The organism is Methylocystis sp. ATCC 49242, from assembly GCF_000188155.2.
GTDB lineage: Bacteria > Pseudomonadota > Alphaproteobacteria > Rhizobiales > Beijerinckiaceae > Methylocystis.
Window position 1 is genome coordinate 37,501 of sequence record NZ_KE124774.1, and the last position, 21,886, is coordinate 59,386.

The 21,886-nt window shown below is 65.0% G+C and carries 22 protein-coding genes and 1 riboswitch (1 of these 23 cut by a window edge); of the genes, 9 read left to right on the forward strand and 13 right to left on the reverse strand.

Annotation, left to right across the window (positions count from 1 at the left end):
• The 12 genes in view from MET49242_RS02090 to MET49242_RS02145 are tightly spaced (at most 19 nt apart) and all read right to left on the reverse strand, a layout consistent with a single transcriptional unit that may run on beyond the window.
• Positions 1-1,236, reverse strand: partial view of a cobyrinate a,c-diamide synthase gene (locus MET49242_RS02090; protein ID WP_036280234.1) — the 5' portion only. Its footprint begins 75 nt before the window's first position; only the first 1,236 of its 1,311 coding nucleotides appear in the window; the start codon lies at positions 1,234-1,236; its stop codon lies off the left edge, out of view.
• Complete coding sequence (cobM, locus tag MET49242_RS02095) at positions 1,233-1,997, reverse strand: precorrin-4 C(11)-methyltransferase (protein ID WP_036280237.1); 765 nt, start codon at positions 1,995-1,997, stop codon at positions 1,233-1,235. Before cobM ends, MET49242_RS02090 begins: the two co-directional genes overlap by 4 nt.
• Positions 1,994-2,419, reverse strand: a complete 426-nt coding sequence (locus MET49242_RS02100) for a cobalamin biosynthesis protein (protein WP_051133944.1) — start codon at positions 2,417-2,419, stop codon at positions 1,994-1,996. Before MET49242_RS02100 ends, cobM begins: the two co-directional genes overlap by 4 nt.
• Complete coding sequence (locus tag MET49242_RS02105; RefSeq protein WP_036280241.1) at positions 2,398-3,600, reverse strand: bifunctional cobalt-precorrin-7 (C(5))-methyltransferase/cobalt-precorrin-6B (C(15))-methyltransferase; 1,203 nt, start codon at positions 3,598-3,600, stop codon at positions 2,398-2,400. The genes MET49242_RS02100 and MET49242_RS02105 overlap by 22 nt, the downstream gene beginning before the upstream one ends.
• A complete protein-coding gene (cobJ, locus tag MET49242_RS02110; protein WP_036280244.1) occupies positions 3,600-4,352 on the reverse strand; it encodes a precorrin-3B C(17)-methyltransferase in 753 nt (250 codons plus the stop codon). Before cobJ ends, MET49242_RS02105 begins: the two co-directional genes overlap by 1 nt.
• Positions 4,349-5,113 (reverse strand): precorrin-2 C(20)-methyltransferase, encoded by a 765-nt coding sequence (locus MET49242_RS02115; RefSeq protein ID WP_036280248.1) that lies wholly within the window; start codon positions 5,111-5,113, stop codon positions 4,349-4,351. Before MET49242_RS02115 ends, cobJ begins: the two co-directional genes overlap by 4 nt.
• Positions 5,110-5,742 carry a precorrin-8X methylmutase gene (locus MET49242_RS02120; RefSeq protein ID WP_036280249.1) on the reverse strand — a complete coding sequence of 211 codons (633 nt, stop codon included), beginning with the start codon at positions 5,740-5,742 and terminating at the stop codon, positions 5,110-5,112. Before MET49242_RS02120 ends, MET49242_RS02115 begins: the two co-directional genes overlap by 4 nt.
• Complete coding sequence (cobG, locus tag MET49242_RS02125; RefSeq protein ID WP_036280252.1) at positions 5,727-7,016, reverse strand: precorrin-3B synthase; 1,290 nt, start codon at positions 7,014-7,016, stop codon at positions 5,727-5,729. The genes MET49242_RS02120 and cobG overlap by 16 nt, the downstream gene beginning before the upstream one ends.
• The gene (gene cobN / locus MET49242_RS02130) at positions 7,000-10,290 is read right to left on the reverse strand and encodes a cobaltochelatase subunit CobN (RefSeq protein WP_036280254.1); all 3,291 of its coding nucleotides are present in this window, start codon (positions 10,288-10,290) and stop codon (positions 7,000-7,002) included. The genes cobG and cobN overlap by 17 nt, the downstream gene beginning before the upstream one ends.
• A 6-nt stretch (positions 10,291-10,296) precedes the next feature.
• Positions 10,297-11,334 carry a cobalamin biosynthesis protein CobW gene (gene cobW / locus MET49242_RS02135; RefSeq protein ID WP_036280258.1) on the reverse strand — a complete coding sequence of 346 codons (1,038 nt, stop codon included), beginning with the start codon at positions 11,332-11,334 and terminating at the stop codon, positions 10,297-10,299.
• Entirely contained in the window at positions 11,331-12,002 is a 672-nt protein-coding gene (locus tag MET49242_RS02140) for a CbtA family protein (protein WP_036280261.1), read from the reverse strand. Before MET49242_RS02140 ends, cobW begins: the two co-directional genes overlap by 4 nt.
• A 19-nt stretch (positions 12,003-12,021) precedes the next feature.
• Positions 12,022-12,207: a CbtB-domain containing protein gene (locus MET49242_RS02145; protein WP_036286570.1), complete on the reverse strand. Its 186-nt coding sequence runs from the start codon at positions 12,205-12,207 to the stop codon at positions 12,022-12,024.
• 48 nt (positions 12,208-12,255) lie between these two features.
• Positions 12,256-12,451, reverse strand: a riboswitch (cobalamin riboswitch).
• A 38-nt stretch (positions 12,452-12,489) separates the two neighbouring features.
• On the opposite strand from MET49242_RS02145, the gene cobO reads away from it, so the two are divergent.
• The 3 genes from cobO to MET49242_RS23825 all read left to right on the forward strand — a co-directional run bounded on the left by cobO (position 12,490) and on the right by MET49242_RS23825 (position 15,557).
• Positions 12,490-13,107, forward strand: a complete 618-nt coding sequence (gene cobO / locus MET49242_RS02150) for a cob(I)yrinic acid a,c-diamide adenosyltransferase (protein ID WP_036286579.1) — start codon at positions 12,490-12,492, stop codon at positions 13,105-13,107.
• A 209-nt stretch (positions 13,108-13,316) separates the two neighbouring features.
• Positions 13,317-14,354, forward strand: coding sequence for a sterol desaturase family protein (locus tag MET49242_RS02155; RefSeq protein WP_036280262.1), 1,038 nt, complete (start codon positions 13,317-13,319; stop codon positions 14,352-14,354).
• Positions 14,355-14,608: 254 nt separating this feature from the next.
• Positions 14,609-15,557 (forward strand): IS630 family transposase gene (locus MET49242_RS23825; protein WP_144259431.1). Its coding sequence is split into 2 segments (ribosomal slippage): positions 14,609-14,944 and positions 14,946-15,557, totalling 948 coding nucleotides; the frame shifts between segments, so codons are not numbered across the junction.
• 255 nt (positions 15,558-15,812) lie between these two features.
• Here MET49242_RS23825 and MET49242_RS02170 read toward each other — a convergent pair.
• A complete protein-coding gene (locus tag MET49242_RS02170; protein ID WP_036280272.1) occupies positions 15,813-16,007 on the reverse strand; it encodes a hypothetical protein in 195 nt (64 codons plus the stop codon).
• A 460-nt stretch (positions 16,008-16,467) separates the two neighbouring features.
• On the opposite strand from MET49242_RS02170, the gene MET49242_RS02175 reads away from it, so the two are divergent.
• The 6 genes from MET49242_RS02175 (at position 16,468) to MET49242_RS02200 (ending at position 21,881) form a co-directional block, all read left to right on the forward strand.
• Positions 16,468-17,484: a 30S ribosomal protein S2 gene (locus MET49242_RS02175; RefSeq protein ID WP_036280275.1), complete on the forward strand. Its 1,017-nt coding sequence runs from the start codon at positions 16,468-16,470 to the stop codon at positions 17,482-17,484.
• 147 nt (positions 17,485-17,631) lie between these two features.
• Positions 17,632-18,558 carry a translation elongation factor Ts gene (tsf, locus tag MET49242_RS02180; protein ID WP_036280278.1) on the forward strand — a complete coding sequence of 309 codons (927 nt, stop codon included), beginning with the start codon at positions 17,632-17,634 and terminating at the stop codon, positions 18,556-18,558.
• Positions 18,559-18,727: 169 nt separating this feature from the next.
• The gene (gene pyrH / locus MET49242_RS02185; protein ID WP_036280280.1) at positions 18,728-19,456 is read left to right on the forward strand and encodes a UMP kinase; all 729 of its coding nucleotides are present in this window, start codon (positions 18,728-18,730) and stop codon (positions 19,454-19,456) included.
• A 181-nt stretch (positions 19,457-19,637) separates the two neighbouring features.
• Positions 19,638-20,198, forward strand: coding sequence for a ribosome recycling factor (frr, locus tag MET49242_RS02190; RefSeq protein WP_036286581.1), 561 nt, complete (start codon positions 19,638-19,640; stop codon positions 20,196-20,198).
• A gap of 55 nt (positions 20,199-20,253) precedes the next feature.
• Entirely contained in the window at positions 20,254-21,030 is a 777-nt protein-coding gene (locus MET49242_RS02195) for an isoprenyl transferase (protein WP_036280283.1), read from the forward strand.
• Entirely contained in the window at positions 21,027-21,881 is an 855-nt protein-coding gene (locus tag MET49242_RS02200) for a CDP-archaeol synthase (protein ID WP_036280285.1), read from the forward strand. Before MET49242_RS02195 ends, MET49242_RS02200 begins: the two co-directional genes overlap by 4 nt.
• Positions 21,882-21,886 lie beyond the last annotated feature (5 nt).

The window sequence follows — 21,886 nt, forward strand, 5'->3', positions numbered from 1 at the left end:
GGCGTCTCTTGCGAGCGCAAAGGGTTCGCCGTTTTCCCTCAGAATCGTCGCGTAATGAAATTCATGCCCGCGAAGCAGCTGCCCTGCGGCGCCCAGTAAGTGATCCGCGGCAAGTCGAGCCCGGCGATAGCCGAGATGCAGCTTTCGCTTTGCGAAACTGGTTTCGAGGTCGAGGAGGCCTGCCATCGCATGGGCGGCGCCGGCGGCGTCCACCAGCCCGCGCCCCAGGACCATGTAACCGCCGCACTCGCCATGAACTGGGCGAGTGGTGGCGAATTGGCGAAGGCCGCTCAAAAAACGTCCCGCCTGGGCGAGGCGTCCGGCGTGGAGTTCGGGATAACCGCCCGGCAGCCAGCAAAGGTCGCAGTGCTCCGGCGGCGGCTCGTCGGCGAGGGGAGCGAAAAAGAAAAGCTCGGCCCCGGCGGCCCGCCAGGCCTGCGCGAGATGGGGGTAGAAGAAGGAGAAGGCGTCGTCGCGCGCAATCGCAATCCGCTGCGCGGGCGGCTTGAAAATGTACTGAGATCCGCCGGTGGGAAAGGCGCCCTCGCTGCTGCGCGCGGAAGCGGCGACGGCGTCGACGTCCACATGCGCCTCGATGAAATCCGCCAGCTCGTCGAGCCGGGCGTCGAGGTCCGCGGTCTCGCCGGCCTGGACCAGACCGAGGTGGCGCTCGGGCAGGGCGACGCTCTCGTTGCGCGGGAGAGCGCCGAAGACGGTCAGGTCCAGCGCCGCGGCGCCTTCGCTGACGAGCCGTCGATGGCGTTCGCTACCAACCCGGTTCATCACCACGCCGGCGATTTTCACGCGGGCGTCATGCGTCGCAAGGCCGCGCAACACCGCCGCCGCCGTCTGGGCCTGACCCGAGACGTCGTGAATGAGCAGGACCGGCCAGCCGAGCAGGGCGGCGATATCGGCGCTGGCGCCCACGCCCGCCGCTCCGCCGGGCGCGCCATCGAACAGGCCCATCGCTCCTTCCCCGACGACAATGTCGGCGTCCCTGGCTGCGCCGCCAGCGAGGCCGGCGATGAGGTCGGCGTCCATGGCCCAGGAATCGAGATTGAGACTTTGACGACCGGTAGCCGCCGCATGGAAGGCTGGATCGATATAATCGGGGCCGCATTTCACTGCGCTCACGCGCATGCCGCGCCGGGTCAGCGCCCGCATGAGGCCGAGCGCCAGCGTCGTCTTGCCGGAGCCGGAGCGCGCCGCGGCGATGATAAGACCGGGCGCGATCACACCCCGCCTCGCGGCCGGAAACGGCGGTCGTAGCCAGCGTCATACAGCGCGCTCTCGCGAAAATCCGTCGCGCCGAGCGCCGGGCCAACGAGAATCAGCGCCGTACGCTCCATCGGCGCCTCGGATACGCGCGCCTCTATATCGGAGAGCGCGCCGCGCAAGATGCGTTCGTCTGGCCAGGACGCGCGAAAGACGACGGCCACCGGACAATCGGCGCCATAGAAGGGCGTAAGCTCCGCGACGACGCGCGCCAGCACATGAATCGAGAGGTGGATGGCGAGGGTTGCGCCCGATTGCGCAAAGGTTGCCAGCTTCTCGCGCTCGGGCATGGCCGACGCGCGGCCCGAGGTGCGGGTCAGCACCAGAGACTGCGCGACCTCCGGCAGAGTCAGCTCGCGCTTCAGCGCCGCGGCCGCAGCGGCGAAAGAGGGCACGCCTGGCGTCATCGTATAAGGGATGTCCAGCGCGTCGAGCCGCCGCATCTGCTCGCCCACGGCGCTCCAGATGGAGAGATCGCCGGAGTGCAGCCGCGCCACATCGAGGCCGGCGTCATGCGCGGCTTTCATCTCCCCAATAATGTCATCGAGGGAGAGTGGCGCCGTGTCGACGATGCAGGCGTCGGGCGGGCAATGCGCCAGCACGCCGGCGGGCACGAGCGACCCCGCGTAAAGACAGACTGGACAGCGCGCGATAATGTCGCGTCCGCGCAGTGTGAGAAGATCGGCGGCGCCGGGTCCTGCGCCGATGAAATGCACCGTCATTCCTTATCCTTTGCGCTCTCTTCCGCGCTGATCGCAAGAGCGCAGGCGGCATGAGGCGTCGCAACGCGCCGCGCGATCAATCTGCTGTCGGGCCCGGCGCCGACGAGCGCCGCCGTTTCCGCCACGCTGCCGACTCCGAACATGGCCTGCACGCGCGGCGAATGCGTCGGTGCGGCGCTCTTGCGCGCGCGCAGCGCATCGAGCGGGAGGAAGATGATGTCGACGCCGAGTTGACGCGCGGCCTCCTGAAGGCCCGCTTCTTCCGCCTTGCTCTCCAGCGTGCAGAGCGTGACGCGGCTCATATCGACATGGTGCTGGCCGACGATTTGCCGCACGAGATCGACGATCTCCTGCGCATCGACGCCCCGTCGCGCGCCGATGCCGGCCGCGTAGCGCGCAATCATGGCTTCGTCGCCCGCCATTGCATCACCGCCATCGCCGGGTCGAGCCCGTGAAAGCGCCCGACCGGACGGGCGCGGGAGATTTGCAGGTGAATGAGTTCGCCGCCTTTTTCTGCATAGTTTTGTGAGAGGAGCGCCTGCGTTTCGATCGTCACGGCGTTGACGACGATACGGGCGCCGCCGGGCAAGGCGCTCCATGCGCTTTGCAACATCTGCCCATCAGCGCCGCCGCCGATGAAGATTGCGTCCGGCGGCGCGAGTCCGGCAAGCGCCTGCGGCGCCGCGCCTGTCAAGATCCTGAGGTCGGGAACGCCGAGCGCGAGCGCATTGAGCGAAATGCGCGCCGCGCGCTCCGCGTCGCGTTCGATTGCAACGGCGCGGTTGGCGGGATCGCGCAGCATCCATTCGATGGAAATGGAGCCGGAGCCGGCGCCGATGTCCCAAAGCGTCTCGCCCTTGCGTGGCGCAAGCGCAGAGAGTGTAACGGCGCGAATCTCGCGCTTCGTGAGCTGGCCGTCGTTCTCGAACCAGTCGTCGGGAAGGCCGGGAGCGAGCGGAATGATGCGCGCGCCGGAGTCAGCCTGCACTTCGATCGCGACCGTATTGAGCGCCGCGACCTCATTGAAACGGAAATCCTTCGCGCTCGTTTCGCGCATGCGCTCATTGGGTCCGCCCAGATGTTCCAGCACATGTAGCCGCGAGTCGCCCATGCCGCGCGCGTCGAGATATTCCGCGAGCCGCGCTGGCGTCGTCTCGTCCCAGGATAGCGCGATGATGCGCGCGCGCGGTTGCAGGTAGGGCGCAATGCGCTCGAAGGCGCGCCCGTGCAGCGAGATGAGCGCGCAATCCTGCTGGCTCCATTTCAGTCGCGCGGCGGCGAGCGAAAAAGCCGATGGACTCGGAACGCAGAAGATTTCCTCGCTTGTGATATGGCGCGAGAGAAGATCGCCGACGCCATAGAAAAATGGATCGCCGGACGCGAGAACGACTGTCGGCTCGCCGCGCTGCACGAGAATTTGCGGGATGGCGTCCGACAATGGCGACGGCCATTGCAGGCGCTTTGCGGCGGTATCCCCGATCAGGGCAAGATGGCGCGCTCCGCCGACGATCAGCGTCGCCTGTTCAAGGAGTGTGCGCGCGGCCGGGGAAAGCGCTGCGAAGCCTTCTTCGCCAACGCCGACAATGGACAGCCAGGGGCGCATCAATTGGCCTTCCGCGACGTATAGACCCAATCACGCGCGCCCTCGCGCGCAATTCGCCGCGTGCCGCTCGCGCCGATGAGGACGAGCGTCGACATGTCGACCTGCGAGGGATCAACCTTGTCGAGTTGCGTGAGGATCATTTCTTCCCCCTCGCGCCCGACGGATTTCGCGAGGCTCACAAAAGTTTCGCCGGGGAGAAAGCGCCGCAGCAGCGCAAAGGCGTCAGCGATGCGCGTCGGTCGCGCGCGTGACGCGGGATTGTATAATGCGATGACGAAATCGCCGCGCGCCGCATGCTCCAGCCGCTTCTCGATCACGTCCCATGGCTTGAGATTGTCCGAGAGCGAGATAGCGCAAAAATCATGTCCGAGCGGCGCGCCGAGCCGCGCGGCCGCGGCCTGCATCGCTGAAACGCCGGGCATGACTCGAATATCGAGATCGCGCCATTCGCGCGGCCCGTGATCGACCGCCTCGAACACAGCCGCCGCCATGGCGAATACGCCCGGATCGCCTCCCGAGACAACCGCAACAATGCGTCCGGCCGATGCGCGCACGAGCGCTTCGCGCGCGCGATCGATCTCAACGCGGTTATCGCTCGAAAGACGCGTCTGACCTTCACGCTCCGGCACGCGCGCGACATAGGGCGCATAACCGATGACGTCCTGCGCCTCGGCAAGCGCCTGCTGGGCCTCCAGCGTCAGCCAGCGCGCGTCGGCGGGGCCGAGACCAACGACATAGAGGCGGCCATTCATGGGCGGCGTCCCCTTCCGGGAACGAGCGCCATGGAGAAATAGGGCGCAACGTCGTCGCGCTTTTCCGCAAACCGCAAGATCTTTTCGCCAGTCATGGTGCCGCGTTCGACATAGATCGCGCGTTCGGCGACGCCGGCGCGCGCCATGGCGCGACGCAGCTTGGGAAAGTTGCCGCCGAGCTTCATCACGACAGCCGCATCCGTCGAGGCGAGCCGTTGCGCAAGCGTGTCTTCATCGAGCGTCGCGGGCATTACGGTAAGAATATCGTCGCCCCATGTCATCGGCTGCCGCGCGGCGGCGAAACAGCCGGACATGCCGGAAACGCCCGCGCAAATATCCACGCGAAATCGCTGATCGAGGCGCGTGAACATGTGCATGAAGGAACCGTAGAGCATCGGGTCTCCTTCACACAGCAAGGTCACGTCACGCCCCGATTCCAGCACGGCGCCGAGACGTTGCGCGCTCTCCTTATAGAAGGACGCGAGCGCGTCGACATATTCGGGCTGCTCGAAAGGAATTTCCGTCGTCACGGGATAAAGGAGCGGCAGCTCCTCGCAGCCGGGCGAAAAATATCGCTCTGCAATCGTGCGCGCATTGCTCGCGCGTCCGGGCTTGCCGAAATAAGCGATGATCTTCGCTTCTCCAATGAGACGCGCGGCCTTTACAGTAACGAGTTCGGGATCGCCGGGACCGAGGCCGACGCCGATCAGCGCGCCGAGCGCGACGCCGCTCTCCTGCGATTTCGACGCAGCCACGTTCATTCCGCCTCGCTCGCGAGCGCGTTGATCGCTGCCGCCGCCATGGCGCTGCCGCCCTTTCTGCCTTTGACGATGGCGAAAGGCGCGCGCCCGTCGGCGGCAAGCGCCTCTTTCGACTCGGCAGCGCCGACGAAACCAACGGGCATGCCTATGACCGCGGCCGGACGCGCGACGCCCTCGTCGAACATTTCGAGCAAGCGAAACAGGGCGGTGGGCGCATTGCCGATGGCGACGATGGCGCCGTCGAGCCGATTGCGCCAAAGCTCCAGCGCGGCGGCGCTGCGCGTGTTCTTGATTTCCGCGGCAATCGTCGCGACAGCGGGCTCGGCGAGCGTGCAGACGACCGGGTTGTTCGCGGGCAAACGCGCGCGCGTCACGCCATGCGCGACCATGTTGGCGTCGCAGAGGATCGGCGCGCCCCTGCGAAGCGCCTCCTTTGCAGCCGACACGAAGGTCGGTGAAAATTCGATGTCGTCGGCAAGCTCCACCATGCCGCAGGCGTGGATCATGCGCACGGCGACTTTCTCCTGCTCGGGCGTGAAGCGAGAGAGATTCGCCTCCGCGCGAATGATCGCAAAGGAGCGCGTATAGATCGCGGCGCCGTCGCGGATGTAATTCATGGCGTCTGACATGATTGTTCCTTTGCGCGAATTGTCAGCGCGCGTTCGACGTCGTCGATCGACAATCCCGCCATTCGCGGCGCAGCCGATGCGTCGCCATTCTCGACAAGATCGAACAGGCCGCCGTTTGCGACGAGCGTAACCGGCGCGCGGCCGGGATGTGCGCAACCTTTGGCGCAGCCGGAGACATGCAGGCCGACGCCGTGTATTCCCGCAAACTTTTGCGCCAGCGGCGCCAGCAACGCAAGGGCGTTGCGCGTTTCACCCTGCGCCTGCGGACATTCCGGCGCGCCGGGGCAGGCGACGACCGCGAGGCGTGGATCGTCGGCGGAGGTCACAAGGCCGCGCGCATGTGCGGCGTCGACAACGCGTTGCGCCGCTTCGCGTGATGGCGTTGGAACCAGAAGCGCGCGCAAGCTCGTGAGACGTATCTCGCCGACGCCCTCGTCTATCGCGAGCATTGCGAGCGTTGAGAGATCGTCGGCGCGCCAGCGGCCGAAGGGCGCCGCGGCGCCGGCGTAATTGACCCCATGCGTCTGTTGTGCGCCGAACGCGGCGGCGAGCTGGGGATGGGAGCGCCTCTCGCAAGGCTGCGCCTTCAGCCCTGCTTCGCGCAGCAGGGCCTCTAAGCCGCGAGCCGCAACGACATAGCGCATACGCCGCAATTCGAATGCGCGATCGCCGCGAAGCGCGAGAAAGGCGCGGGTCATTCGGAGCGCAGTCGCCACAGCGTCGCGTCTGTCAACGAGGACGGCGCGGTCATCTGCGCCGGCGACAAAAAGCGCCACTCTGCCCACGTCATGCGCCTCAATTCGAATATCTGCGGAGACATCGGTGAGCGACAGAGCGCCGCCGTCGTCGACCGAAAAGAGGAACTTCGCGGGAAGGGCGTGGAGCGCAACGTCGCGCCGCGCCGCCTCGGCGAGCGCGAATGCGAGCGCATTCGCGTCGAAAAGCGCATCGGCGTCCAGACCGGCGAGGGGGGAGGCGACAATATTCATCACGCGCTCCGCATCGGCGTCGGGCGCAAGCAGCCCCTGCGCATCCATACGACGCAACGCTTCTGCAAGCGTCGACTCGCTAACTCCGCGTATCTGCAATTGCGCGCGCTGCGAAAGATCGACGAGGCCGTTGCCGCAATCCGCCGCGATCTCCGCAATCGCGCGCAGTTGCGCGGCGGTGACGCGCGAGCCGACGATCTTGGCGCGGATCAGCAAGCCGTCATTGCTCGCCATCGGCCTGTGCGCGCCGGGGCACCAGCCTTTGATTTCAGGCGTCGGCCGCATGTTGCTCTCCGACGCTCGACAAGACGGCAAGGACGCTGTTACGCCGCGTACGCCACAGATCGCGCGACAGCGCTTCGTTGAAGACCCGCGCGACAGCCTGCAACGCGCGTGGATTTTCCTTCCTCAGAAAATCGCGCACGGCGTCGTCGCCGAGCGTCGCAGAAAAAGCGAGGTCGAATTGCGCGTCGCTGACAAGGCCGCCCGTCGCCGCGAAAGCAAAGAGATTGTCGACGCTCTCCGCTATCTCGCCGGCGCCGCGATGGCCGTGACGCATCTGTCCCGCGAGCCAGCGCGGATTGGCGAGGCGCATGCGCAGCGCGCGGGCGATTTCATCCTGCAGCGGGCGCGCGCGCAATTGCTCGGGGCGAGTGGCGTCCAGATGGACAAAATCCGCATCGCCGCCCAGCATTTTATTTGCGGCGGCGAATCCGCCTTCAAAATCGACGAAGGCCGGGCCGGTGAGCACATCGACTTCCGCCATGTCCTGCACATGCACGTGGGCGTCGGCGCGCGCGACCTGCGCGGTGAAACGCTCATGCGCGGGCGCGGTCTCTCCCGCGCGGTTGAGCGCATGGCCGCCAGCGGAAAGATAGGCGCGCGCAAGATCCTCGCGCGTCGTCCATTCGCCCCGCACGATGCGATCGCTTACGCCGAGGCCGTATGTTCCTTGAGCGGCTCCGAAAATGCGCGTCAGATCATCCGCGTCCTTCAGCGGATTGAAGTCGCTGTCTTCGTCGAGCGCGGCGACGGCGCGCACGGCGTCGTCGAAGAGCGCAACGAGATTGGGGAACATGTCGCGGAACAGACCTGACACTTGCAGCGTCACATCGACTCGTGGGAATTCGAGACGCGCCTGCGGCAGAATCTCGAAGCCGATGACGCGCGCGCTCGCCGCATCCCAGCGCGGCGCCGCGCCGAGCAGCGCAAGCGCCTGCCCGAAATCCTCTCCGCCCGTGCGGATCGTCGCGCTGCCCCACAGGTCGAGCATGATATGGCGCGGATATTCGCCATGGTTCTGCGCATGGCGCGTCATCACTTCCTGCGCGGCGCGCCGGCCGATGTCATATGCCGTCTGCGTAGGGGCGTGACGCGGGTCGATACAATAAAGATTGCGGCCCGTGGGCATCACGTCGGCGCGGCCGCGCGAGGGCGCGCCGGCGGGACCAGGCTCGATGAAACGGCCTGCAAGGGCGGCGATCAGCGCGCGGCGTTCGCTTGTCGCGCAAGCGTTGCGCTCCGGGTTGTCATCCGCGCGGCCGAAGACATGCAGCCCGTCGCCGATGCGCATTTCCTTCAGATCGCACATCCAGGCGTCGAGGCGTGTGAGCGTTTCGGCAATGTCGCTCTCGCGCGACACGCCACATTCGGCGGCGAGTCCGCTGCGCTCCGCTTCGTCGAGGATGGCGCCCGCGATGACGCGCGCGCGACGCGGGTCGAGAGACGCGGCCGTGGAATATTCGTCCAGAAGCGTTTCTATTTTTGCCGCCGCGTCGAAGAGTTCGGCGTCGATGAGCGGCGGGGTGAGATGGCCGATCGTCACGGCGGCGGCGCGGCGTTTCGCCTGTGCGGCTTCGCCCGGATCGTTGACGATAAAAGGATAGATGAGCGGCGTCGGGCCGAGCACCGCTTCCGGCGCGCAGGACCGGGACAGCATCGCCGACTTGCCCGGCAGCCACTCCAGTGTGCCATGGGCCCCGAGATGGATCAGCGCGTCGATTTTTCGTATGTGACGGAGCCAGAGATAAAAGGCGACATAGGCGTGTCGCGGCGCCCGCTGCACGTCGTGATAGGTTTCGTAACGATCGACGCGCGCGCCGCGATCGGGTTGCAGCGCCACTGCGAGATTGCCGCTGACGATGCAGGAGAAACGGAAAGCGTCTTCGACGGCAGCAGGATCGTCCTGCGGCGCGCCCCATGATTCATTGACGCTGGCGACGAAATCGGGGGGAAGCATCGCGAGCAGGCGAAGATAGTCGTCGATCGAATAGTCGATAGTGTAAACGCTATCTTCGAGCGCCCGCATCAAGGAGGGCGCGCGTTCCACGGCATGGCTGACGCTGTATCCCGCTTCACGCATCGCTTCGACGATCTCGGCGACGCTCGCCTCCGCATCCAGACCAATCGCATATCCGCCGCGTCCGCGCCGCGCGGGATAGTCCGAGAGGATCAGCGCCAGACTCTTTTCGGCATTGGATTTGCGGCGCAGTCGGGCCCAATTCGTCGCGAGATCGGCGACAAAAGAAACACGCGACGTCTCGGGCGCGTGGCGCATTTCGGCGAGTTCGGCGACGCCGCGCGCGGTTTCTTCCTTGAAAGAAATAGCGCGGGTGAAAATGCGGCCATCGACTTCGGGCAGCACGATATTCATTGCGAGATCGGCGCCATTGGCGCCGCGCGCCGAACCTTCCCAAGCCTCCCGCGTGCAGGTCGCGAGCGCCACCTGAAGCACCGGCGCGTCTGCGCGGTCGAGAACGGCGCCGGATTCGCGCCTTGCGGAAAATGCCGTGGCGTTGAGAATGACGTCGGGAAAGAAAGCGTCGAGCGCCCGCGCGACGAAGGCTTCGCTCTCCGGATCTTTCAGGCTCGCGACGTATAGCGCCTCCACCGCGAACCCGCGCTCGTACAGCGCGTCGGCGAGCGCAATGATGGGCGCGACATCGTCCGCGAGATACATCGACCGATAGAAGACAATGGTCGCACGCGGTGCGTCGACCTGCGCCGCACGGCAGGCGGCGTCGAAACGTCCGGCGTTGGCGACGGCGACGCTTTCCCGCCACTCGGCGGGAAGACCCGCGAGAGTCGATGCGTAACCGAGAAACGAGCGCAGATTGTCGGGGCCGCCGTCCTGAAAGAAGGACCAGATGCGATGCAGCGCTTGCGCATCGAGTGTGGACGCCTGAGCAAGGCGCATGTCGTCGACCGTGTCGCCCGGCACGATGGCGAGCGCAATATCTTGCGTGCGCGCCAGCGCCTCCAGTTGGTCGACGCCATAGGCCCAATATTCCTTGCCGCCGAGCAGTCGCACGACGACGACTTGCGCGTGGCGAACGACGTTGTCGAGATAGAGATCGACGGAGTAGGGGTGTTTCAGATGCGCGAGCGACGCGCAGCGCAGGCTCGGCAGGACGCCACGGTCTTTCTCGTGCTGTTGCGCAAGCAGGCGCAGTTCCGAATCGGAGAAAGACAGAAAGACGATTGTTCCCGGCGTCTGGCCAAGGTCCGTCGCCGCGCCGGCGTCGTCGAGACTATGGAGATCGCGCGGGAGGAGGTGCATGGCGCGTCACGGCTGCGCCAGCATGGCGGTTATCGAATCGCGGTCGAGGCCCTTTTCGCCGATGACGACGAGACGGCTGGCGCGGGCTTCGTTCGGTTTCCATGGGCGATCGAAATGGTGCTGGATGCGCGCGCCGACGCCCTGCACCAGAAGCCGCATCGGCTTGCCGGCGACTTCGACAAATCCTTTCACGCGCAGCACGTCATGCGCGCGCGCAATGTCCGCGAGTTTCGCGACGAGGGCGGCGGGGTCCGTGACCGCCGGCAGGCTGACGACGAAACTGTCGAAGTCGTCGTGATCGTGATCCGGCTCGGCGTCATGGTGGGAGGGGCGGCTGGCGAGATCGTCTTCCGCCGCCGCGGCGAGACCGAGCAGCACGAGCGGATCGACCCGGCCGTCCCGCGCGCGCACCACCTTCACAGTATCGCGGGCGCCTTGTGAAAGCTGCTCGGCGACGCGAAGCTCCTCATCGGCGTCCAGAAGATCGGTCTTGTTGAGAATCACGAGATCGGCGCAAGCGAGTTGGTCCTCGAAGACTTCCTCGAGCGGATTGTCGTGGTCGATCGTCTCGGTATCCGCACGTTCCTGCGCGACGGCGTCGAGATCGTCGGCGAAGCGGCCTTCTGCGACCGCCTTTCCGTCGATGACGGCGATGACGCCGTCGACAGTAAGCTTGGAGCGGATCGCCGGCCAGTCGAAGGCTTTCACGAGGGGCTTCGGCAGCGCGAGGCCCGACGTCTCGATGATGATATGGTCCGGCCGCTTTTCATGCGCGAGCAGCGCCTCGATCGCGGGCACGAAGTCGTCGGCGACCGTGCAGCAGAGACAGCCGTTGGCGAGTTCGACTATATTTTCTTCCGGACAGTTCTCGACGCCGCAGGCGCGCAGGATTTCGCCGTCGACGCCGACGTCGCCGAATTCATTGATGACCAGCGCGAGACGGCGGTCGCGCGCATTCTCCAGCACGTTGCGGATGAGAGTCGTCTTGCCGGCGCCGAGGAAGCCGGTGACGATGGTCGCGGGGATTTTTGCTTGTGTCGTCATGCGGTCTGCGTCTCGTCTTGCGAGATGAGCCGCCACACGAGGCCGACAAGCGCGCCGGCGAGCACCCAGCTCATGGCTTGTACAGCGAGCGACGAGGCGGCGAATTGCGCCGCCAGCTCCGCGGGCGCCGTGCTTTCCGGCGCGGCGGGCGTCGGCGTGAAGAAATGCGGCGCGACGATCAACACGGCGCCCGCGACTTGCGCGATCCATGCGTCGAGCCGCAACAGCGCGTAAAGCCCGGCGCCGGTCGAAACCGCGGCGGCGACCCACCAGATCTGGCGTCCGGCGAGATCGGTTTCTGCGGCCCCGGGTAGTTGGGGGGCAAGCCCGAGACTCGTTGCAAGCCCGGTCGCGGCAAAGGCGCAGGCGCCCCAGAGCGCGGCGCGGCGCGGGCCGATCGGATCGCCGGAGACGAGCATTCCGGCGAGCAGAATCAGCGCGTAACCAATCGAGACGGCGACGGTTGCGAGGCTGGTGGCGGCCGTGCGCCGCAGACCCTCGAAAGCGGGCGCGGCATGCTCAGCCGCGACGTCATGAGCGTGCTGCGCCGTCTCATAAACCTCGGCGGCGAGGATGAGCGGAGTCGTGGTGACATGCTGCAGGGCCGCGACGGCGAGCCCCGCAACGACGCCGGCGATGAGACCGGCCGCCAATGTTCGCGCGATCACGGGTCGCGTGTCGTGGCGGCTAGTGACAGGGGAAGGAGAGGGCGTGGCGCGAATCGTGGGCCGCGTCGTGCACGGTCTCGGGATTCGCGAAACCCGCGACATAGACGAGGCTCGCGCCGAGGAACAGCGCGATGAAGGCGGCCTTCAGCGCTTCTACCTTCGAGCGCGCGAGAGACCCGGACCGGGCGGCGAAAAAAGCGTTCATGGTGTTCTCCTGCCGCCCCACCGGCGGCGTTTTTCATGCGAGAGGCGATCGAGGGATCGCCGCGACGGCAGGTCTCCTGGCTTCCGGGTCCATGGTCCGCGCCGCCTTCCCAAGCTGATTGCTCAGTGGCGGATGGCGCGGGCCTTACCGGTTACAGTTGCGGGGGCAGCCGTGGATTTGGGCAAGGCCCGCACCGCGTTCCCTTTTCGCCTTCTTGCGAAGGACCGTCGCTTTCAGTCATATGCGCGTGACATCATTCCGTCAAATGGCGAGGGCTGCATTTTGACAATCGGGCAGGAGGACGACGAAGCGCGCCGCCATCGCTTGAAGATGGAGAAGCGGAAGGCCGTTCAGGACGCCGAGGTGGCCGGCAAGACCATCGCGCAGAAGGGCCTGCTGATGGTCCACACCGGGCCTGGCAAGGGGAAGTCCACCGCCGCTTTCGGGCTCGCCCTGCGCGCGCTCGGTCATGGCTGGAAGGTCGGCGTCGTCCAATTCGGCAAGGGCGCCTGGCGAACCGGCGAGCGCGACATGCTCGAAAAACTTGGACAGGTCTCCTGGCATACGCTCGGCGAGGGCTTCACCTGGGAGACGCAGGATCGCGCCCGCGACGAGGCCGCGGCGCGGCGCGCCTGGGAAAAAGCCTGCGAATTGATGGCGGACCCCGAAATCCGTCTGCTGGTGCTGGACGAGCTGAATATTACGCTGCGTTACGAGCATCTGCCGCTGGCCGAGGTTCTCGCGGCGCTCACGGCGCGTCGCAACGATCTGCATGTCGTGGTGACAGGCCGGAACGCCAAGCAGGAGCTGGTCGAAATCGCCGATCTCGTCACCGAAATGACGCTGGTGAAGCACCATTTTGCGGCCGGCGTGAAGGCTCAGGAGGGCATAGAGTTCTAAATCGGGTCGCCGATTCGGCAAAAGGCGCGCCGATGAGCCGGGGCGAGGCCTTGGCAAGGCCCAGTAGAGAGAATACGCTTTCCGGGCAGTTAGTTCGAGCAGCTCATGAGGTCGGACGCAGCCCAAACCGACGCTGGAACTGGACAGCCATTTTCAGGCGGCGAGGTCCCGGCCGACCTCTCGAAAACCATCCGGACAAGAAGCTTTCGATGGACCTGTACACCGCGATCCGCTTTTCCCTGGCGAGAATATCGAACGAACTGTTTTCATTTGGCTCGATTTTTTCAATCTATTCGCTGGCAACGACATTTGGCCTGGCCGTTTTCGCATTGGCTTATCGTCAGAAAAGCCGTCGAGGGCGCGCCAATTTGAGGGCCATCGCCCGCGCCATTTTCACAAAGAAAATCTTGGTGCATGAATCCTTTGCCGCCGACGTGAAACTCTTCGTGCTGAGCGTCGTTTTCATGCCGGTAATCGTGGTTTCCCTCGTGGTTTCCGCAAATACTGTCGCAATCGCCGTCAAATCCATGCTCACAGGCGCCTTTGGCGCGATGGGGTCCGCCGATTGCTGTGATCTCTCTATAAAACTGGTCTCCACAGTCGTTCTGTTTCTGGCGTATGAGATAGGATATTGGGTTGACCACTACCTCAAACACAGGGTCTCGTTTTTGTGGGAACTCCACAAGGTGCATCACACGGCTGAGGTTCTTACGCCACTGACGAACTTCAGAAATCACCCTGTCGACAATATATTTTTCGGGTACATGCTCTCAATGTTCATCGGCAGCGCCTCCGGACTGCTGGCGTGGTTGTTCGGTCGAAATACGGAAGCGTTCACGGTTGACGGCAAAAACATAATTTTCATCTTTTTTCTCTGGACAATCGGGCATCTGCAGCATTCGCAGTTCTGGATCCCGTTCCGGGGCGTTTGGGGGCGGATCATCCTGAGCCCCGCGCATCATCAGATCCATCACTCGAACGACCCCCGGCATTTCAATCGCAACCTCGGCAGCGTTCTCGCCGTCTGGGACTGGATGTTCGGCACGCTCGAAATTCCATCAACGAAGAACCCGCGCCTCGTATATGGCGTCAACGAAGAAGGCCGGCGCCCACACTCCTCGACAGGAATGCTGTTGACGCCGATTGTCATGGCGACGAGCGCGCTCTGGCATGAGGTTGTCTCAATCCGAAAATCCTTCCCCAATGCTGCGTTTGCATTGTGGGCAAAAAGAAATCGGATTTCGTGACGGAAATTGCTTGCGTTCTGTTTTTTGCTGGTTGCGAGTGTTTTCGCCGCCATTTCACGAAAAAGGGGCCTTGTCCCGGCGCCTGACAAGCCCGGCCGCCCCTGACCGCAAGCTGGTTTCGTGTGGCGTATTTTTCGTCGAGCCCTGAACCGCCGCGCAGATTAGAGCATTTCCCTGTTTTTCTGAATCGGGAGGGATTCCTGTTTTAGCAGGAGTGTGGTTCAAGATGCTGGCTGGGCGGAGGCCAGCATCCAATGGTTCGACCTCTCTCCAATGATCTTCGAGAGCGTGTGGTTGCGTCGGTTTTGGCTGGCGAGAGTTGCCGCGCCGTGGCGTTGCGCTTTGGCGTGGCCGTGTCATCGGTCGTGAAGTGGTCGCAGCGCCAGCGCGAGACGGGCTCGGTCGCGCCGGCGAAAATGGGCGGCTATCGCAAGCGCGTGCTGGAGCCGCATCGCGCTTTCATTGTCGAGCGTCTGGCGCAGACGCCGCATTTGACGTTGCATGGCCTCAAGGACGAGCTGCTGGCGCGCGGGGTCAAGGTTTCGCACAACGCCATTTGGATGTTCCTGCGCCGCGAGGGGCTGCGGTTCAAAAAAAACGCTGCTGGCGCTCGAACAAGGCCGCGCTGACATTGCGCGACGGCGCAAGCGCTGGCAATCGCTGCAAGCGCGCCTCGATCCCAGGCGGCTGGTCTTCATCGACGAGACCTGGATCAAGACGAACATGACGCCGCTGCGTGGCTGGGGCCCCAAGGGCAAGCGCTTGCGCGGCTTCGCGCCGCACGGCCATTGGCGCACGCTGACCTTTCTCGGCGCGCTGCGCTGCGATCGTCTCGACGCGCCCTGCGTCTTCGACGGGCCAATCAACGGCGCGTGTTTCCGCGCCTATGTCGAACAACAACTCGTCCCCGCGCTCAGGCAGGGCGATATTGTCATTATGGACAATCTCGGCAGTCACAAGGGCGAGGCGGTGCGACGCGCGATCCGCGCCGCCGGAGCCAGACTGTGGTTTCTGCCGCCCTATTCGCCCGACCTCAATCCAATCGAACAGACCTTTTCCAAACTCAAACACTGGATGCGACAGGCGCAGCAGCGAACCATCGATGAAACCTGGCGACAGATCGGACGCCTCGCAAAAGACATCCAACCACAAGAATGCAGCAACTACTTCACAAACGCAGGATATGCTTCCGTCAAAATATGAAACGCTCTAAAGGGGCGCTCAATCTCTGCAGAAAGTTGCGTTGAAGCACGCTTCGCCGAAAAACCGGGTATGCTTCCACACGCTTACGCCTGTGAAAACCTCTTGAAAAAAGCGCCGCCAAAAAGGCGGAAGCCGACGCTCGAACTAGTCGAGAACGTCGGCTCCAAACCGATCTACGCCGTTAACGACGCAGATCACCCTTCTATCAGACAAGGCCGGGAGCCTGAACTCCCGGCAAGTCCGTAGGCAGGGGTATTACTGGATCATGCGGGCGGTCGAACCGACGCCGGCCGAGCCGAGCGCTTCACGGTTGTTGCCGGTGCCGTTCGTGCCCTCGGGGGAGATCCAGTCCGGAACCCAGGTAAGAGCGACGATGACGAAACCCAAGAAGGCGGCGACCCAGATGAGGGTCTTGCCGATTTCAGCTCCGCTGTGAACGTTAACGGCCATGTGTTTTCCCCCTGTTGTTTTTTGTAACCAGTATTACTGCCGCATCAAAGGTAGCCTAGCTCGATTCAAAACCGTTGGCAATGCACGTCTTTCACGAATTTCAAACTCTTCAAAAATGGGGTTTGTTATTATAAATCAGATATTTGATGTGCGACAACACGTCGCGGGCGATTTGATTTTTGCAGTGCAAAAATCCGTGTCTCGCGCATTTCGCGGTCAGCCACGCGCTGCAAAAAAATCGTTCTGGCGACGACCGCAGGGCGCAAACGGCATGCGTCCACGTCCAGTCGAGTTGCAGCTGCGCGCAGGAGCCTATTGCCCCGGGCGGGCGGTTCCCCTATAAGCGCGCGCATTCCACAGGCGAAGGTATTACGGCGTCTGATTCAAGGCGTCGTTTCCGGTGGCCGGTCTCCGGCCTCTAAATCCTTGCTTTCGCCGAGGCTCAACCGGAGAAAAAACTATGGCGCTTCCCGACTTCACCATGCGCGGCCTTCTCGAGGCCGGCGCCCACTTCGGCCATCAGGCGCATCGCTGGAACCCGAAGATGGCTCCCTATATCTTCGGCGCCCGTAACAACATCCACATCATCGACCTCGCGCAGACGGTTCCGCTGCTGCATCAGGCGTTGAAGACCGTTTCCGACACGGTGGCCAAGGGCGGCCGCGTGCTCTTTGTCGGCACCAAGCGCCAGGCGCAGGACCAGATCGCCGACGCCGCCAAGCGCAGCGCGCAATATTACATCAACTCCCGTTGGCTGGGCGGCACGCTCACCAACTGGAAGACGATTTCGGGCTCGATCAACCGTCTCCGCAAGCTGGACGAAATGCTGTCGGCCGGCGCCTCGGGCGTGACCAAGAAAGAGCGCCTCCTGCTGACCCGCGAGCGCGACAAGCTCGAAAAGGCGCTCGGCGGCATCCGCGACATGGGCGGCACGCCGGACCTGATCTTCGTCATCGACACCAACAAGGAGCAGCTCGCGATCAAGGAGGCGAATCGCCTCAAGATCCCGGTCGTGGCGGTGCTCGACACCAACTGTGATCCGGACGGCGTCACGCATCCGATCCCCGGCAATGACGACGCTGGCCGTGCGATTGCTCTCTACTGCGATCTCATCGCCAGGGCGGCGATCGACGGCATCTCCCGCAGCCAGGGCTCGCTCGGCGTGGACCTCGGCGCGGCCGAGGAGCCGGTGGCGGAGGCTGCGGTCGCGGCGAGCGACGCCGGCGAAGCCTATGTTTCCGCCGAGGTGTTCGAGCTCCTTGCCGCCCCGCGCGGCGCCCCCGACGATCTGGCCAAGCTGAACGGCGTCGGCCCGCAGCTCGTCAAGAAGCTCAATGACGCCGGCATCTTCCATTACTGGCAGCTCGCCGCGATGACGCCGGCCGATGTCGAGAAGGTCGACGCCGATCTCAAGCTCAATGGCCGCATCGCCCGTGACGGCTGGATCGATCAGGCGCGTACGCTTCTGTCCGCCTGACGCGTTCGTTCGTCACCCGCAGTCTTCAAGCTATCGGGCGCCGGCTCCACCAGAGCCGGCGCCCGACGCAATATCGCCCCAGGCCGGCAAGCCGCGTGTTTGCGCGGCTGCGAAACGGCCCGACCTCGAAAAGAAGGAATTTCGACCATGGCAACGATTACCGCCGCCCTCGTGAAGGAACTGCGCGAAAGCACCGGCGCCGGCATGATGGACTGCAAGGCCGCGCTGACCGCGACCGACGGCGAGTTCGAGGCGGCGGTCGACTGGCTGCGCAAGAAGGGCCTCTCCAAGGCCGCCAAGAAGGCTGACCGCGTCGCGGCCGAAGGCCTCGTCGCCGCGCTGACCGCCGGCGCCAGTGGCGTCGTCGTGGAGGTGAACTCCGAAACCGACTTTGTCTCGCGCAACGCGGACTTCCAGACGCTGGTGAAGAATATCGCCGAGGTGGCCCTGAAGACCGGCAAGACCGACGCCGCGGAGCTCGGCGCGCAGGCCTACCCGGGCGGCGGCACGGTCGCCGAGAACATCACCAGCGCCATCGCGACCATCGGCGAGAACCTCACGCTGCGCCGCGCCGCCTCGCTCGCCGTGGCCGACGGGGTTGTCGGCCGCTACGTGCATGGCCAGGTCGTCGACGGCCAGGGCAAGATCGCCGTCATCGTCGCGCTGGAGTCGAAGGGCGACAAGGAAGTGCTCGCCACGCTGGCCCGCCAGCTCGCCATGCATGTCGCTTCGGCCAATCCGCAGGCCCTCGACGCCTCCGGCCTCGACCCGGCGATCGTCGAGCGCGAGAAGAAGCTGCTCGCCGAGAAGAACGCCGGCAAGCCGGCCAATGTGCTGGAGAAGATCATCGATTCGGGCATCAAGACCTTCGCCAAGGAAGTCTGCATGCTCGATCAGGTTTCGAACCACCCCGACCATAACGGCAAGACCGTCGCGCAGGCGGTGAAGGAGCTCGAGGGCAAGGCCGGCGCGCCGATCGCCATCAAGGGGTTCCTGCGTTATGCGCTGGGCGAAGGCATCGAGAAGCAGACTAGCGACTTCGCCGCGGAAGTGGCGGCGGCCGCGAAGGGCTGATTCCCCTTCGATTTCGAGATCGAGGCCCGGGCTGCGCGAGCGGCCCGGGTTTTTTGATGCGTCCTTGCGGGAGGGCCGTTCATGCGGATCGTGACGCCGGTCACTTGCGGGCGCGGCGCGCCGTTCGTATGAAGGAAGCGCCCCGTTCCAGCCAGCGAGATTTAGAGACATGCGCGATCACGCCCCGACGCGAAGCTTCAGACGCGTGGTCGTCAAATTGTCCGGCGAAGCGCTGCAGGGGCAGGCGGCTCACGGGCTCGACGCGCCGACGCTGGCGCGCGTGGCGAGCGATCTCGCCGCCGCCGCCGAAAATGGCCATCAAATCGCGGTCGTCGTCGGCGGGGGGAATTTCTTCCGGGGCATCAAAGGCGCGGATAGCGGCATCGAACGCGCCCGCGCCGATTCGATCGGGATGCTGGCCACCGTCATGAACGGCCTGGCGCTGGAGCAGGCGATAGAGATGCAGGGGCGCCAGGCGCGCTGCCTCTCCGCCGTGCCCATGCCCGCCGTTTGCGAGTCCTTCTCGCGCCGGGCCGCTCTCCATCATCTCGACAAGGGCCGCGTCGTCATCGCCGCAGGCGGCACCGGCAATCCTTTCTTCACCACGGATACGGGCGCCGTGCTGCGCGCGGCCGAACTTTCCGCCGACGCCGTGCTGAAGGCGACCCAGGTCGACGGCGTCTACACCGCCGACCCGAAGCGCGATCCGAGCGCGACGCGCTACGAAAGGCTCACCCATGACGAGGCGATCGCCCAAAATCTCGCGGTGATGGACACCGCCGCTTTCGCGCTCGCGCGCGAGAACAAGATCCCGATCATCGTGTTTTCGATCGGCGACCCCGGCGCCATCGCCTCGGTGCTCGCCGGCGGCGGGCGCTCGACGCTGGTCGCGCCGTAAATCTCGACTTTCCGCGCGCGGCGGAAAAAAACATGTAATAAGGGGCTCCCCGGCAAGCGGACGGCTGGCGCGCGTCATTGTCCAGCGGGGCGCGTTGCGGGAAAATCGCCGTTTGGCGGGATTAACACGACGGCGGGCCGTTCTTGACCCCGCCGGCGACCAAAGACAGGTTGTGGAGATCATGACGGAGAAATTCGATCTCGCGGATTTGAAGCGCCGGATGCAAGGCGCGATCGCGACGCTCAAGCACGAGTTCGGCGGGCTGCGCACGGGCCGCGCTTCTGCGAGCCTGCTCGAGCCGGTGCATGTCGACGCCTATGGCCAGCATTCGCCGCTCAATCAGGTCGCGACGATCAGCGTCCCGGAGCCGCGGATGCTCTCCGTGCAGGTGTGGGACAAGGCGCTGGTGATCGCCGTCGACAAGGCGATTCGCGAGGCCAATCTCGGCCTGCAGCCGACCGTCGAAGGGCAGATGCTGCGCATCCGCATGCCCGAACTGAACGAGCAGCGCCGCAAGGAGCTCGTGAAAGTGGCCCACAAATATGCCGAGGACGCGCGCGTCGCCGTGCGCCACGTGCGCCGCGACGGGCTCGACATCCTCAAGAAATTACTGAAGGATCACGCCATTCCCGAGGATGACGAGAAAAGGCACGAAACCGAGGTCCAGAAGGCGACCGACGAGGCGGTAAAGGAGATCGACGCCGCTCTGGCCGCCAAGGAAAAGGAAATCATGCAAGTCTGAAGCGTGGCAATACGCCATCCTTTGCTAAGATCGGACGGCGATTCGGAACGCAACGATGGCGGAAAGTGATTTTTTGGAGATGGCGACGACCGCCCCGGAAATCGGGGCGGCGCCTCGGCATGTCGCTCTCATCATGGACGGTAACGGCCGCTGGGCGGCGGCGCGCGGCCTGCCGCGCTTCGAGGGTCACCGCCGCGGCGTCGAGGCGTTGCGCCGCGCCGTGCGCGGGGCGATCGACCTCAAGATCTCCTATCTCACCGTCTATTCCTTCTCGGCCGAGAACTGGGCGCGTCCCCGAGAAGAGGTGCAGAGCCTGCTTGGCCTGCTGCACCGCTTCATCCGCAACGATCTCGCCGAACTCCATGGCAATAATGTCCGCGTGCGCGTCATCGGCGCGCGGGCCGACCTCGCGCCGGAGATCGCCGACCTGTTGCGCGAGGCGGAGCAGGTGACGCAGGCCAACACCGGCCTTACGCTCGTCGTCGCCTTCAATTACGGCGCGCGGCAGGAGATCGCGGCGGCGGCGCGCGCTCTGGCGGAAATGGTGGCCGAAGGGCGGCTCGACCCTGAAAAGATCGACGCCGACGCGATTGCGGCCCGTCTCGACACGGCGGACATTCCCGACCCGGACCTCATCATCCGCACCTCGGGTGAGCAGCGCCTGTCGAACTTTCTTCTGTGGCAGGCGGCGTACGCGGAGTTCGTGTTCCTGCCGATCCTCTGGCCGGATTTCGACCACGCAGCGCTTGTCGCCGCTATTGCCGAATACAAGCATCGCGACCGGCGCTTCGGCCGCGTCCAACCCGCGCGCAGCGCGACGACCGCGTCATGACGCCCCCCTCGAGCAGCGCGCCTGCGCCGCGCGGCGGCTTCGCCGACCTCGGACCGCGCGTCGCCTCGGCCGTGGTGCTGGTGGCCGCAGCGGCCTTCACCCTGTATGCCGGCGGCGATGTTTTCGCCCTGTTCTGGCTGGCCGCCGCTCTGGCGATCAACTGGGAATGGCAGGGACTGATCGGCGGAGAACGGCGTCTGGCGCGGGTCGTGGCGGGCGGCGCGGCCGCCGCGGCCGCGGCCGCGTTTGGGCGCGTTGGAATGGCGGGCGTAGCCGCCGCCGAGATCGCGCTCTTCGCGCTTGTCGCGGCCATTCTGGCAGGGCCGGAGCGGCGCGTCTGGGCCGGGGCAGGGGTGGTCTACGCCGGGGCGCTGGCTTTTTCCGTCTGTCTCCTCCGCGAGTCGCCCGACTTCGGGCTGCTTTCCATCGCTTTCCTTTTCGCGGTGGTGTGGGGCACCGATATTTTCGCCTATTTTGGCGGGCGGCTGATCGGCGGGCCGAAGCTCTGGCCGCGCGTATCAGCCGGCAAGACCTGGTCGGGCACGATAACGGGCGTGCTGAGCGGCGCGGCGCTCGGCCTCGCCACGGCCTATTTCGTCGGCGGTCCGGCGCTCGCGAGCGTCCAGACCTTCCTTGTCGGCCTCGTCGCGGCCGCCGTTTCGCAGATCGGCGACCTTTTCGAATCATCGGTCAAGCGCCGCTTCGGGGTGAAGGACTCGAGCCAGCTCATCCCTGGCCATGGCGGGGTGATGGACCGGCTCGACGGATTCATTTTCGCCAGCGTCTTCGCGGCCGCTCTCGGCTTGTTGCGGGGCGACCCGTCGGCGGCCGCCGGCCTGTTCTTCTGGTAAGCGAG

What these genes read in the sequence shown, in the direction of transcription:
- cobJ (WP_036280244.1), bottom strand. Translation starts at nt 4,352, where the DNA reads ATGAATGGCCGCCTCTATGTCGTTGGTCTCGGCCCCGCCGACGCGCGC.
- MET49242_RS02200 (WP_036280285.1), top strand. Translation starts at nt 21,027, where the DNA reads ATGACGCCCCCCTCGAGCAGCGCGCCTGCGCCGCGCGGCGGCTTCGCC.
- MET49242_RS02115 (WP_036280248.1), bottom strand. Translation starts at nt 5,113, where the DNA reads ATGAACGTGGCTGCGTCGAAATCGCAGGAGAGCGGCGTCGCGCTCGGC.
- MET49242_RS02195 (WP_036280283.1), top strand. Translation starts at nt 20,254, where the DNA reads ATGGCGGAAAGTGATTTTTTGGAGATGGCGACGACCGCCCCGGAAATC.
- cobM (WP_036280237.1), bottom strand. Translation starts at nt 1,997, where the DNA reads ATGACGGTGCATTTCATCGGCGCAGGACCCGGCGCCGCCGATCTTCTC.
- MET49242_RS02175 (WP_036280275.1), top strand. Translation starts at nt 16,468, where the DNA reads ATGGCGCTTCCCGACTTCACCATGCGCGGCCTTCTCGAGGCCGGCGCC.
- cobG (WP_036280252.1), bottom strand. Translation starts at nt 7,016, where the DNA reads ATGCGGCCGACGCCTGAAATCAAAGGCTGGTGCCCCGGCGCGCACAGG.
- MET49242_RS02145 (WP_036286570.1), bottom strand. Translation starts at nt 12,207, where the DNA reads ATGAACGCTTTTTTCGCCGCCCGGTCCGGGTCTCTCGCGCGCTCGAAG.
- tsf (WP_036280278.1), top strand. Translation starts at nt 17,632, where the DNA reads ATGGCAACGATTACCGCCGCCCTCGTGAAGGAACTGCGCGAAAGCACC.
- cobN (WP_036280254.1), bottom strand. Translation starts at nt 10,290, where the DNA reads ATGCACCTCCTCCCGCGCGATCTCCATAGTCTCGACGACGCCGGCGCG.
- MET49242_RS02100 (WP_051133944.1), bottom strand. Translation starts at nt 2,419, where the DNA reads ATGGCGGGCGACGAAGCCATGATTGCGCGCTACGCGGCCGGCATCGGC.
- pyrH (WP_036280280.1), top strand. Translation starts at nt 18,728, where the DNA reads ATGCGCGATCACGCCCCGACGCGAAGCTTCAGACGCGTGGTCGTCAAA.
- MET49242_RS02120 (WP_036280249.1), bottom strand. Translation starts at nt 5,742, where the DNA reads ATGTCAGACGCCATGAATTACATCCGCGACGGCGCCGCGATCTATACG.
- frr (WP_036286581.1), top strand. Translation starts at nt 19,638, where the DNA reads ATGACGGAGAAATTCGATCTCGCGGATTTGAAGCGCCGGATGCAAGGC.
- MET49242_RS02155 (WP_036280262.1), top strand. Translation starts at nt 13,317, where the DNA reads ATGGACCTGTACACCGCGATCCGCTTTTCCCTGGCGAGAATATCGAAC.
- MET49242_RS02105 (WP_036280241.1), bottom strand. Translation starts at nt 3,600, where the DNA reads ATGCGCCCCTGGCTGTCCATTGTCGGCGTTGGCGAAGAAGGCTTCGCA.
- cobW (WP_036280258.1), bottom strand. Translation starts at nt 11,334, where the DNA reads ATGACGACACAAGCAAAAATCCCCGCGACCATCGTCACCGGCTTCCTC.
- MET49242_RS02170 (WP_036280272.1), bottom strand. Translation starts at nt 16,007, where the DNA reads ATGGCCGTTAACGTTCACAGCGGAGCTGAAATCGGCAAGACCCTCATC.